General features: G+C 67.8%; 12 protein-coding genes and 3 pseudogenes. 6 read left to right on the plus strand and 9 right to left on the minus strand.

The annotated features are described in order from the left end of the window. Nucleotides 1-512 precede the first annotated feature (512 nt). Nucleotides 513-920 carry a peptide-methionine (R)-S-oxide reductase MsrB gene (msrB, locus tag ABZV38_RS37405; RefSeq protein ID WP_356333042.1) on the plus strand — a complete coding sequence of 136 codons (408 nt, stop codon included), beginning with the start codon at nt 513-515 and terminating at the stop codon, nt 918-920. 40 nt (nt 921-960) lie between these two features. Beyond that, nucleotides 961-1,305: a thioredoxin gene (trxA, locus tag ABZV38_RS37410; protein WP_356333045.1), complete on the plus strand. Its 345-nt coding sequence runs from the start codon at nt 961-963 to the stop codon at nt 1,303-1,305. Nucleotides 1,306-1,371: 66 nt separating this feature from the next. Here trxA and ABZV38_RS37415 read toward each other — a convergent pair. Continuing rightward, nucleotides 1,372-1,805: pseudogene (locus ABZV38_RS37415) on the minus strand (pyridoxamine 5'-phosphate oxidase family protein); the annotation flags it as partial. Further along, a pseudogene (locus tag ABZV38_RS37420) lies at nt 1,802-2,032 on the minus strand (Ig-like domain-containing protein); the annotation flags it as partial. The pseudogenes ABZV38_RS37415 and ABZV38_RS37420, both read right to left, overlap by 4 nt. Before the next feature lie 3 nt (nt 2,033-2,035). Between ABZV38_RS37420 and ABZV38_RS37425 the strand changes: the two are divergent. Next, nucleotides 2,036-2,437, plus strand: a pseudogene (locus ABZV38_RS37425) (HAMP domain-containing sensor histidine kinase); the annotation flags it as partial. An 89-nt stretch (nt 2,438-2,526) separates the two neighbouring features. Here the strand turns inward: ABZV38_RS37425 and ABZV38_RS37430 are convergent. After that, nucleotides 2,527-2,718 carry a hypothetical protein gene (locus tag ABZV38_RS37430; protein WP_030931808.1) on the minus strand — a complete coding sequence of 64 codons (192 nt, stop codon included), beginning with the start codon at nt 2,716-2,718 and terminating at the stop codon, nt 2,527-2,529. Nucleotides 2,719-2,889: 171 nt separating this feature from the next. Between ABZV38_RS37430 and ABZV38_RS37435 the strand changes: the two genes are divergently transcribed. Further along, nucleotides 2,890-4,023, plus strand: coding sequence for a glutathione-independent formaldehyde dehydrogenase (locus tag ABZV38_RS37435; protein WP_356333047.1), 1,134 nt, complete (start codon nt 2,890-2,892; stop codon nt 4,021-4,023). A 284-nt stretch (nt 4,024-4,307) separates the two neighbouring features. Here ABZV38_RS37435 and ABZV38_RS37440 read toward each other — a convergent pair whose 3' ends face one another. Next, complete coding sequence (locus tag ABZV38_RS37440; RefSeq protein WP_356333049.1) at nt 4,308-4,994, minus strand: FCD domain-containing protein; 687 nt, start codon at nt 4,992-4,994, stop codon at nt 4,308-4,310. A gap of 188 nt (nt 4,995-5,182) precedes the next feature. Between ABZV38_RS37440 and ABZV38_RS37445 the strand changes: the two genes are divergently transcribed. Together ABZV38_RS37445 and ABZV38_RS37450 are read left to right on the plus strand one after the other, a co-directional pair. After that, nucleotides 5,183-6,130, plus strand: coding sequence for a dihydrodipicolinate synthase family protein (locus tag ABZV38_RS37445; protein ID WP_356333051.1), 948 nt, complete (start codon nt 5,183-5,185; stop codon nt 6,128-6,130). 34 nt (nt 6,131-6,164) lie between these two features. Then, nucleotides 6,165-6,317: a hypothetical protein gene (locus ABZV38_RS37450; protein ID WP_356333053.1), complete on the plus strand. Its 153-nt coding sequence runs from the start codon at nt 6,165-6,167 to the stop codon at nt 6,315-6,317. Nucleotides 6,318-6,911: 594 nt separating this feature from the next. Here ABZV38_RS37450 and ABZV38_RS37455 read toward each other — a convergent pair. From ABZV38_RS37455 to ABZV38_RS37475, 5 genes are all read right to left on the minus strand, one after another. Next, nucleotides 6,912-7,679 carry an amino acid ABC transporter ATP-binding protein gene (locus ABZV38_RS37455; protein ID WP_356333055.1) on the minus strand — a complete coding sequence of 256 codons (768 nt, stop codon included), beginning with the start codon at nt 7,677-7,679 and terminating at the stop codon, nt 6,912-6,914. Nucleotides 7,680-7,687: 8 nt separating this feature from the next. Further along, a complete protein-coding gene (locus ABZV38_RS37460; protein ID WP_356333062.1) occupies nt 7,688-8,476 on the minus strand; it encodes an amino acid ABC transporter permease in 789 nt (262 codons plus the stop codon). A 50-nt stretch (nt 8,477-8,526) separates the two neighbouring features. Continuing rightward, nucleotides 8,527-9,357 carry a transporter substrate-binding domain-containing protein gene (locus ABZV38_RS37465; RefSeq protein ID WP_356333057.1) on the minus strand — a complete coding sequence of 277 codons (831 nt, stop codon included), beginning with the start codon at nt 9,355-9,357 and terminating at the stop codon, nt 8,527-8,529. Nucleotides 9,358-9,766: 409 nt separating this feature from the next. Continuing rightward, a complete protein-coding gene (locus tag ABZV38_RS37470) occupies nt 9,767-10,114 on the minus strand; it encodes a PRC-barrel domain containing protein (protein ID WP_356333058.1) in 348 nt (115 codons plus the stop codon). Between the two features lie 104 nt (nt 10,115-10,218). Continuing rightward, nucleotides 10,219-10,932, minus strand: a complete 714-nt coding sequence (locus ABZV38_RS37475) for a Ca2+-dependent phosphoinositide-specific phospholipase C (protein WP_356333060.1) — start codon at nt 10,930-10,932, stop codon at nt 10,219-10,221. Nucleotides 10,933-11,016 lie beyond the last annotated feature (84 nt).

The raw sequence follows: 11,016 nt of genomic DNA on the forward strand, positions 1-11,016 counted from the left end.
GCGCACGCGGACACGGTGGGAGCCGTGAACGTTCTACGGGCCGGGCTGGTCCATCGCGACGCCAACCAGGCATAGCGAGAAGCCCCCTCGCTTACCAGGGGGAGGAGTCACGCCGCGACAGTACTGGCCGGCCGAGTCGCCGGACGTCACCTCGTCGGCCTCAGCGCGGACCGACGACGACCGCACATGAATGCACGCCCCCCTGCACCGACCGGCGGTCAACAGGGCGGCCTGGGCCATCCACCAGGCGGAGACCCGGGCGGAGCGACCGGAGCGCCCCTTCATCCGAGGGGGCGGGGCTGCTGTGGTTCAGGTCACGCCGGGGTGGCGGGAACACTCCGCTTTGCTTGAAGGTTCATTCACATGTGGGTGCGGGAAGGGATGATGTCCCCGGGCCCAACCACATGCCTGCAGTGGAAGATCGTTCGGCTGAAGCCCTGCAGTGCCCTCCGCCGCGAGGCGACCGCCCTTCCCGCACCCCTCTTCCCACCACCTACGAGGGGCTGAGCCTCATGGCGTACGACATCGAAAAGCCGGACGAGCAATGGCGCGCGGAGCTGACCCCTGCCGAATACCAGGTTCTGCGCCGCGCTGCCACGGAGAGGCCGTTCACCGGCGAGTACACCGACACCGAGACCAAGGGCGTCTACTCATGCCGTGCCTGCGGCGCCGAACTCTTCACCGCCACGGAGAAATTTCACTCCGGCTGCGGCTGGCCGTCCTTCTTCGACCCGAAGGACACGGACGCCGTCGAGCTGGCCGAAGACCGGTCGTACGGCACGGTGCAGACCGAGGTCCGGTGCGCCCGGTGCGGATCGCATCTCGGGCACGTGTTTGAAGGTGAGGGCTTTCCCACCCCGACCGACCAGCGGTACTGCATCAACAGCATCTCGCTGCGGCTGACGCCCGACGAGGGCTGACACACCCCACACCCCACCCCCCCGGAAGAAGGAGGCCGCTGTGGCCGGCACCGTGAAGAACGTCACCGACGCAGATTTCGACGCCGAGGTTCTGCAGAGCGACAAGCCCGTCCTGGTGGACTTCTGGGCTGCCTGGTGCGGCCCCTGCCGTCAGATCGCCCCGTCGCTGGAGGCCATCGCCGCCGAGTACGGCGACCAGATCGAGATCGTCAAGCTCAACATCGACGAGAACCCGGCCACGGCCGCCAAGTACGGCGTCATGTCCATCCCGACGCTGAACGTGTACCGGAACGGCGAGGTCGCCAGGACCATCGTCGGCGCCAAGCCGAAGGCCGCCATCCTGCGTGACCTCGACGGCTTCGTCGAGGCCAAGCCGGTCGGCTGACCACAGGCACACGCACAGCAGAACGCGAACGGGCCGCTCCCTCACCAGGGGGGGCGGCCCCGTCGCTCAGAACGCCCACCGGGTGTGGGTATAGACCCCGCCGTCCCGGCCGAAGCCGTACGCCGTGGCCGGGGCCACCGCGAACACCACCGCGTCCCCCTTCCGGAACGCGTCCCCGATCCCGTGGAAGGTGCCCTCGGGCGAGGTGATGTGCGCCCCGTACTTCTTCTCGTACGCCGCGATCACCTCTTCCAGCACCGCCGGATCGACAACCGGCTCCGCCTCGCCCTCGACCACGAGGTCGAGTCCCTCGGTGAGTGAATTTTCGCCGGTGGTCAGCGCGCAGTGCCCGTCATGAGCGAGGTTCCTCGCTTTCTGCTCGCCCGGGCCGGTGGAGAAGTACAGCACCCCGTCGTGCCAGGCGGGATCACGGGAGTGACGTGCAGCCGGCCGTCGGGTCGCACCGTGGACACCCAGAAGATCTCGGCGGCCTCCAGCCGGCCTCCCGGTATTCCTGCGGGCGGAAATCGAGACGTCGCGCGCCGAACCAGTGGCCGACGACCTGCTGCCCACTGCTGGAGCTGACCTCGATGCCGGACTCGACGGCCTTCTTGTCGGTGATCGCCTTGTCGAAGGTGAACGAGACCGGCATCCCCACGCCGACCGTGGAGCCGTTCTCCGGGGTGTACGTGCCGATGAAGCGGCCGGCCTTGGCGAGGGTCGTGAAGGCGTCGACGATCTGCAGGACCTCGCCGCGGTCGACGCCGGCACCCTGAACCCGCACCGCGAACCGGTACGCGGGGACGAACTCGTCGCCCAGGTGGTGTCCGCCCACCGCAGCCGGGTTGACGCCGCGGACATCCAGCTGCGCAGTCGGACCGAGCCCGGTCTCTGGCTCGACGCCGATCCGGTGCGCATGCGCCAGACCCTGGGCAACCTCGTCTCGAACGCGCTGAGGCACACCCCCGCGCACGGCACGGTCACGCTCACCGCCCGGCCGGACGGCGACGTGGTGGTGCTCACGGTGCAGGACACGGGCAGCGGTATCGCCGCCGAAGACCTGCCCCACGTCTTCGAGCGCTTCTGGCGGGCGGAGAAGTCCCGCAGCCGACGCACCGGCGGCAGCGCCGTTGCGTTCGCCCGCGCGAGTCACAAGCGTGGCTGACATGTTCAAGGAGAGGCCCCGGGCGCCTGCGCAGACCACCGTTTCGCGCCCCGGGGTCAGCGGTCGGCGATGTCCTCGCGGAGGCCGTCGGAGAACTCCCACCACGACAGCGGTAGCCAGTCGCCGTTGACGAAGGCATCGACAGTCGCGCCGCGACCGCGGACCGTCACCGTCGTTCCGGGCGGGTACGTGGTACCGGACAGGCCAGGTACCGGGACGAGCAGGGTCCCGAGCCGTTGTGCTGCCACTCCTCGCCCTCCTTTTCCATTTCTCGGTGTGACACTTGGGTGGGTATTTCTCCCGAGATTACCGGGTTGTCCGTTGGGGTAGGCCGGAGAATCATGAGAGATGGGTCACGTGAAATACCGCGGGGCTGGGGGCGGAAAACGTGCGTGCATCGCCGAGCGGAGGTGGCAGTCATGAAAGCCGTCGTGTACAAGGGGCCATTCACTGTGGCGGTCGAAGACGTTGAAAAGCCCACGATTCAGCACCCGAACGACGTGATCGTACGGATCACCTCGACCGCAATCTGTGGCTCCGACCTGCACATGTACGAGGGTCGTACCGCGGCTGAGCCCGGCATCGTCTTCGGCCACGAGAATATGGGAATCATCGAGGAAATCGGCCAGGGCATCACCTCGCTCAAAGAGGGCGACCGCGTGGTCATGCCCTTCAACGTCGCCTGCGGATTCTGCACCAATTGCGTCGAGGGATTCACCGGATTCTGTCAGACCGTCAATCCCGGCTTCGCGGGCGGCGCTTACGGCTACGTTGCCATGGGGCCCTGGCCGGGTGGCCAGGCGGAATACCTGCGTGTTCCCTACGCCGACTTCAACTGCCTGAAGCTGCCGCCGGGAAACGAGCAGGAGACCGACTTCATGCTGCTCGCCGACATCTTCCCCACCGGCTACCACGGCTGTGAACTCGCCCAGGTGCGCCCTGGCGAGAGCGTCGCCGTGTACGGCGGCGGCCCGGTCGGGCTCATGGCCGCCTACTCGGCCCTGCTGCGCGGCGCGAAGAAGGTGTTCGTCGTGGACCGGGTCCCCGAGCGGCTGGAGAAGGCCCGAGAGATCGGTGCGGTTCCGATCAACTTCGCCGAGGGCGATCCCGTGGAGCAGATCAAGGAGCAGACCGAGGGCGTCGGCACGGACAAGGGCGTGGACGCCGTCGGCTACCAGGCGACGGCGCACGGCACGGACCGCGAGGAACCGGCGACCGTCCTGAACTCGCTCGTCGGCACGGTCCGGGCCACCGGAGCGCTCGGCGTGCCCGGGCTCTACGTCCCGGCCGACCCCGGAGGTCCTGACGAGCAGGCCAAGCACGGCATGCTTCTCGTCGCGATCGGCAAGCTCTTCGAGAAGGGCCTGCGGATGGGTACGGGGCAGTGCAACGTGAAGCGGTACAACCGGTACCTGCGCGACATGATCATCGAAGGCCGGGCGACGCCGAGCTTCGTCGTCTCGCATGAACTGCCTCTGGACCAGGCGTCGTCGGCGTACGACAAGTTCGACCAGCGGATCGAGGGCTACACGAAGGTCGTGCTGCACCCTTAGCGGAAGGCTCGACAAGACGCGCCATGCATCCCATGAGAGCGACCGGCCGTGCCGGATGTTCTGCCACGGTGCCCTGCCGTCGGTGCATCCCGTTGTCCGCCGACGGGCTGGTGGCGATCGGCGAAACCCGGCATCGGTTGCGTTGCATCACGAACGTCAGGTGCGTATCCGCTGCATATGGAGTGGGATGCCGACGCAACCGGCCACTGGGCCGTACCTGCGCGATGGTGATGATCGATGCGATCGTCCTGAAGATCCGCGACCGTATCCGGCGCCCCTGATGATCAGCGGTTGCTCAGCCGGCCGCGGATGTCGTCGAAGTGCTGGTGCACTGCAGCCGTCGCGGCCTCCGCGTCCCCGGCGTGCAGCGCGTCAACGATGCGGCCGTGGGTCCGCGCCAGTTCGGAGCCGTCCGCGGCCTGCCCGGTGTCCTGCGCGCGCGACTGGTGGAAGGCGCTCCAGAAGGCATCGAGCAGCTCGCTGAGCAGCCGGTTGTCGAGTGAGCCGTACAGGGCGAGGTGGAAGGCCCGGTCGGTGGCGGCGGCTATCGCGCCCTGCTCGGCGACCTCCTCGTGCATGCGCCGTACGAGTCCGTCGAGCGCGGCCAGGTCCTCGTCGTCGAGGTTCCCGGCGAGGCTGCTCATCAGGCCGGCCTCCAGCGCCTCGCGCAGCTGCAGGAGTTCGAGCAGGCTGTCCTGTCCTCTGCGGTGCCCGACGACGGTGCGGAACGCGAGCCCGTCGATCAGCGGTTCCAGTGACATCGAACCGATGTATGTGCCGAAGCCACGCCGGATCTCGATGATGTGCATCGCCTGCAGCGATTTGAGGGCCTCGCGCAGCGAGTTGCGGCTGACGCCGAACATCGCCATCAGCTCGGTCTCGGTCGGCAGCGGATCTCCCGGGCCGAGCCCGCGCTCGACGATGAGCGCCTTGATCTTCTGCTGGGCGTCGTCCGCGACCAGGGCTCGCATGCACGGCCTCCTGCGGTTCCTCTAGTGCCTGTATGGCTGTGATGTCTGTAATTCTCGGATCTGCGCGCGACTCCGAGACCGGAAGAACCTTGACATGGGCTCGATCGTGGCGCACTGTCACGATGAACATGGGACATCCTACGTCCCCACTCCACGCCCGTCACCTTCGAACGCTCGGACACATCGCAATGTCTTTCCGCACCGCCTTTCCCGCCCCTCTACGCGGCGTCGTTCCGCCCCTCGTCACCCCGCTCACGCCCACGGGCGAGGTCGACGTCCCGTCCGTGCACCGCCTTGCCGAGCATCTCGTCGGCGCCGGAGTGCACGGCCTGTTCCTGCTCGGTTCCAGCGGCGAGACCGCCTATCTGACCGACGCCCAGCGGCTCACGGCTCTGGAAGCTGCGGTCGACGCGGCGGCCGGCCGGGTGCCCGTACTCGCCGGTGTCATCGAGACGACGACGGCGCGGGTCCTGGAGCGGGCCAAGGACGCGGTCAGGGCGGGCGCCGACGCTCTCGTGGCGACCGCGCCGTTCTACACCCGCACCCACCCGGTCGAGATCGCCGACCACTTCCGGCGCATGCGCTCCGGCGCCGATCTGCCCCTGTTCGCGTACGACATCCCGGTCGCCGTGCATACCGAGCTGCCGCGCGAGACGGTGCTCGCCCTGGCCGCGGACGGCACGCTCGCCGGGCTCAAGGACTCCAGCGGCGACGAGGGATCGCTGCGCCGTCTCCTGGCGCCCCTGCGCGCAGCCGCACCGGGCTTCTCGGTGCTCACCGGCTCCGAGCTCACCGTGGACGCCGCCCTGCTGGCCGGCGTCGACGGCGTCGTGCCCGGCCTCGGCAATGTCGACGCGCAGGGCTACGTGCGGCTCTACGAAGCCGCACGCGCCGGCGACTGGGACACCGCCCGCGCCGAGCAGGACCGGCTCGCCGCACTGTTCGCGATCACTGACGCGGGCGACCCGGCCGTCATGGGCGGTTCGTCCTCCGCGCTCGGCGCCTTCAAGGCGGCCGTCCATCTGCAGGGCCTCATCGACTGCCCGGCGACGGCGGCGCCCCAGGTCCCGCTGGACGCCGAGGCGTTCGCGTACGTGCGCCGTCACCTGGTCGAGGCCGGCCTGCTCCCCGCCTGACCGGCTCCGGCCACACCTTCCGCTCACACTCGTCGTGATCGTGCTGATCGGCCTGGCCGTGCCGAGCAGGCTGAGCCGGCTCATAGACCCGGAAGGCACCCGGGACTTCCTGGCCGACGTCTCCGAGCGTGCCGATGTCCCTGAGCGTCGGGAAGCAGGCGACGTGTCGGTGGGCCGCGGCGCGTAGCGCGTGCCGCACCGCCCGGCAGACACCGGGCCGGAGGCGTCGACGGACCGCTGATGAGAGGCTTGAGCAACCGGCTTCACCCGAGCCGGAAAAGCTCTCCGTAACGTGGATGTGGCAGCTCATCGCCATGAATGGCGACCCTGGGCGGGCGCGGTGGCGAGGTGTTGAGACGCTGGACCGACAGCGACGTGAACCCCCGGGCTCGAAGGAGCCTGGGGTTCACGAGATTCTGGTGCGGCCGACCGGCTCGACGACCGTCCGGCGGTGGTGTCACTGCGCCCGTACGGGCTCACTCCTGGCGATTTCTCCGGTCGTTGGGGCACCGGGCCGTGATCTGCGGCGCCCCGAACAGTGCCGGCGGGAAGAGCGAGTTACCTGAGCCGGCTTCTACGGTGTAGCCGGTGCAGTGTCCCGGGCCGGCACACGGCCCCGGCGGCACGGCTGCGGCCCACGGTGTCCTACCCGATCTCGTGGGACCGGAGCAGCCCGGGAGAGGCTCGTGTGTCCGGTGCGCCGCTATTCGTCCCGTTCGCGCAAACGCCGGCAATTGCGCGCCGGCGAGGTGGCCGCGTGAACGCGGGACAGCCGAATGTTTCAGGCCTTGGGCTGCACGGTGTCCGGGTGCAGGACCCGGGCGAGGAAGGCCTTGGTCCGGGGGTGCTCCGGCCGGGCCAGTACATCCTCCGGGGCGCCCTCCTCCACCACTCGGCCGTCGTCCATGAAGACCACGCGGTCGGCGACGTCGCGGGCGAAGCCCATCTCGTGGGTGACGACCAGCATCGTCATGCCTTCGTCGGCGAGGGTGCGCATGGCCCCCAGTACGTCGCCCACGAGTTCGGGGTCGAGCGCGCTGGTCGGCTCGTCGAAGAGCATCAGCCCGGGTCCCATCGACAGGGCCCGCGCGATGGCCACACGCTGCTGCTGGCCGCCGGAGAGCTGGGAGGGGAAGCTGTCCTCGCGGTCGGCCAGGCCGACTTTGGCGAGGTTCTCCCCGGCGATGCGGCCGGCTTCTTCCCTGCCGCGTCCGAGAACCCTGCGCTGAGCGATCGTCAGGTTGTCCAGGACGTTCAGATGAGGAAAGAGGTTGAACTGCTGGAAGACCATGCCGATGCGGCGGCGCATCGCATCCAGATCGATGTCCGGATCGGTCATGTCGACACCGCCGACGGTGACCGTGCCGCTGGTCGGCTCCTCCAGCAGATTCACACAGCGAAGCAGGGTCGACTTCCCCGATCCCGAGGGGCCGACGACGCATACGACCTCGCCGGGCGCGACCGTGAAGTCAATACCACGCAGCACTTCGACGTCGCCGAACGACTTGTGGAGCCCCTGGATCTCGATCGCCGCAGTCATGTCCGCCATCCCGTGAATCACCTCGCCTGTGCATGACGGGCCTCGAGGCGCCGTACGAGATAGCCGAGCGGGACAGTGACCAGGAGGTAGCACAGGCCCGCGACGAAAATGGGGGTGGTGTTGGCCGTCGTACTGGCCAAGTCGCGTCCGAATTTGGTGAGTTCACGCTGCTGAAGCGTGACGCCCAGGAAGAGCACCAGCGAGGAGTCCTTGAAGAGCAGGACCATTTCGTTGGTGAGCGGCGGCACGATGATCCGGAAGGCCTGAGGGATCACGATCGACCGCATCGCAGTGGCGTGCGACATGCCCAGCGTGCGCGCCGCCTCCAGCTGCCCGCGCGGCACGGCCTGGATGCCCGCCCGGATGGTCTCCGCCATGTACGCGGCGGAGACCAGACCGAGGGCGCAGGCGACCTGCCCGTACGTCTGGCCGGGGAAGACGATCCCCGGGAAGGCGAGCGGGACACCCACCCCGACGAAGATGAAGATCAGCAGGGCGGGCAGGCCGCGGAAGAACTCGATGTACGCCATCGCGAGCCAGCGGTACGGCGCAACGGACGACAGCCGCATCAGGGCCACTACGAGGCCCAGTACGAGTCCGACGCCGAAGCCGGTCAGCGTGTACACCACGGTGTTCAGCAGCGCGACCGTGATGAGTTCGGGGAAGAGCCGCTGGGCGACCGACAGGTCCAGAAACTGCTCCTGGAGCTGCTGCCAGTCGGCCAGCGCGCCCACGACCACCACGGCGACCACGAAGACGGCGTACTGCACCCCGCGGGAGATACGGCGCCAGCGGCGCGGCGACATCCGGGGCCGCGCAGCCGTCTCCTCCCGGTCCTTACCGGTGATCAGGGCGGTCACTGGGCGTCGGCACCCTTCGGCATGGGCCCGATCCACTGCTCGTACAGCTTCTTGTACGTGCCGTCGGACTTCGCGTCCTTGATGGCCTGGTTGATCGCCGCGAGAAGCTTGGGGTTGCCACCCTTGCGGACCGCGAAGCCGTACTGCTCACCGGTGTCGAGATTGCCCACGATCTCGAACTTGGCCGAGTTGGCGGGGTCCTTGAGCCAGTTCTGCACGACCGGGTAGTCCTGCACGATGACATCGACCTGGCCGGTACGCAGTCCGTTGAGCTCGGCATCGGAGCTCTCGAAGGACTGCGGGTCGGCACCGTGCTCATGGGCGAAGTCCTCGCCGGTGGTGGAGGACTGGGAACCGAGCTTGAGCTTCTGCTCGGTGATGTCCTCGACGGTCGCCGCCTTGACGCCCTTGCGGGCCAACAGGGCCTGGGTGGCGTCGAAATACGGGACGGAGAAGTCCAGATTCTGCTTGCGCTCGTCGGTGATCGTCATGCCGGCGGCTGCCACGTCACAGACACTGGCATTGAGGTCGGCACCGGTCTTGATCGTCTCGAACGACTTGTCCACGACTTCCTGCTTCACACCCAGGTCCTCGGCGACCAGATCGATCATCGAGACATCGAAACCGACCACCTCTCCGTCCTTCTCGGACTGGAAGGGTGCGTACGGCAAGTGCGTACAGGTGGTTATCTGGCCGGACTTGATCAGCTTGGCACCTTTGACGGTCGCCCCGTCATCGCTGCTGCTACAGGCACTGAGCGGGAGTGCAAGCGCGACGGCCGCGCAGATCACGGCGATCCGGCGGGAGGGCAGGCGGGATGAGCTCATGAGAGTTCCCCTTGTGCACGAAGGACGGACTCGCGGACGGAGGCAAGGACGGACTCGCGGATCAAAGCCGAACCGCGATCAAGGTCCGCACAGGATGTCGGAGCGCTGCCCGAAAGTCCACCCTGCCCGGGTGGTCCGGGACTTCGGCGTGACCTCATATACCGCCCACGGCTGCACGGACGCCGTCCGGGTCCGCGGCGTCGGAGACACGGCGCCGCCGCCGTCAAGGCCACCGCCCCTACGGCGGACGCTGGAGGATCCCGATGCAATCACCGCCGAGCGGGCCTGTCGGCGCCGAACGGACCCCGCACACTGGTGTTCCGCCTTCCCATTCCCGGTTCGGCGCGGATATGCCGGGGCGGACCGGGAATCCCTGGTCCGCCCCGGCCTCGCGCTTCATGCGCTCGTGTCAGACGCGGGGGGCGTCATAGTAGTCACCGACCGCGTCGTGATAGCCCGGGTCGCCGAGGTGCTTGTCCTTGTCGAACTCGGGTGAGTCCTTGATCTCGGCCTTGGTGCGCGAGACGTGGATCTTCCTCTCCGAGGCGTCGATGAGGGTGATGGTTCCGGCAGGCAGCAGTACGTGCTTACCGAAGATCCAGACGCCGGTGTCGACCACGATGCAGGAGGAGCCGACCTCATCGGAGTGCTTGTCGACCTTGCCGATGCTTCCGTCGGTCGCCTCGACCTTGTAACCGGTCAGGTCCGTGCCCGCGGTGTAGCCCGTGGTCGGCTGGTATCCCCAAATGTTGCTCATGAATAGCTCCTTCATTGAGTACGGGTTGCGAGGAATCTGAATTTCGCCGTCGATCAGACGCGGCGTTTCCCTCTCCGACGTTCGCGTGCCCGCCCTCGGAGATCTCACACGGGTGGATCCACTTCGCTTCGAAAAGGCACCCAGTCCTGGATCTTCGCGGTGTTCGCGCCGGTTGGGTCGTTCTCCTCGAGGAATGCGGCGTCAGCGCGGCCAGGGGCGGAGTCCGTGAACAGCACACGGCCTTCGAGATTCGGCCGACCGTCGAGGTAGGGAGCCTGCAGCTTGGCGTCCTTGTTGTCCATCAGGAACACAAACTTGCCGCGCGCCTGTGCCAGGCTCGGCCAGCCGTAGCGCAGTACGGACTCCTCGAGCGTCAGGCCCCGGCGGCGAATCGTGTTCGGCGTGATGAGCTCGTCGGCGTTGAACACCGAGCGGATCTCGGCGTCGAGCCGGTCGAACTGCTTCGCATCCCAAGGCGGGCTTTTCGGGCCTCCGAGCTGCTCCAGCTTCGGGTCCGTCGCCTTGAGCTCCAGCAGGATCGGGATCGGCACATGGTTCGGATTCGCGTCCGACCAGGTCTTCACCTGTCGCAGGCACTTCACCAGCGTCGAGCACGTCGTGTTGTAGTCGTGGTCTGCCCAGTGCATGACCTTGAGGCCGGGGCCCGCGAGCCCGGGGTCGTCGAGCGGTGGCAGCCCGGCCTTCTGGCGGATCAGCGGGTTGGTGTAGAGCCCGCCCCGGTCGCTGTCGGGCATCACGTCGAGTTCGAGCTGGCGCACCGGCTGCTTGTCGAGCTGCACCGGCAGCGACGCAAACATTCAGTTGGTAATCGGAGCGTGATCGTTCCGGCCGCCTCATCACGCTTGGTGGTCGTCGAGTTGGGCCGTCGCGGTGTGGTTGGA

Source organism: Streptomyces sp. NPDC005181, from assembly GCF_040608395.1.
Taxonomy (GTDB): Bacteria; Actinomycetota; Actinomycetes; order Streptomycetales; family Streptomycetaceae; genus Streptomyces.

Bases quoted from the DNA above. Each gene is read 5' to 3' on its own strand.
- msrB (WP_356333042.1), top strand. From the start codon at position 513: ATGGCGTACGACATCGAAAAGCCGGACGAGCAATGGCGCGCGGAGCTG.
- ABZV38_RS37435 (WP_356333047.1), top strand. From the start codon at position 2,890: ATGAAAGCCGTCGTGTACAAGGGGCCATTCACTGTGGCGGTCGAAGAC.
- ABZV38_RS37440 (WP_356333049.1), bottom strand. From the start codon at position 4,994: ATGCGAGCCCTGGTCGCGGACGACGCCCAGCAGAAGATCAAGGCGCTC.
- ABZV38_RS37445 (WP_356333051.1), top strand. From the start codon at position 5,183: ATGTCTTTCCGCACCGCCTTTCCCGCCCCTCTACGCGGCGTCGTTCCG.
- ABZV38_RS37455 (WP_356333055.1), bottom strand. From the start codon at position 7,679: ATGGCGGACATGACTGCGGCGATCGAGATCCAGGGGCTCCACAAGTCG.
- ABZV38_RS37460 (WP_356333062.1), bottom strand. From the start codon at position 8,476: ATGTCGCCGCGCCGCTGGCGCCGTATCTCCCGCGGGGTGCAGTACGCC.
- ABZV38_RS37465 (WP_356333057.1), bottom strand. From the start codon at position 9,357: ATGAGCTCATCCCGCCTGCCCTCCCGCCGGATCGCCGTGATCTGCGCG.
- ABZV38_RS37470 (WP_356333058.1), bottom strand. From the start codon at position 10,114: ATGAGCAACATTTGGGGATACCAGCCGACCACGGGCTACACCGCGGGC.
- ABZV38_RS37475 (WP_356333060.1), bottom strand. From the start codon at position 10,932: ATGTTTGCGTCGCTGCCGGTGCAGCTCGACAAGCAGCCGGTGCGCCAG.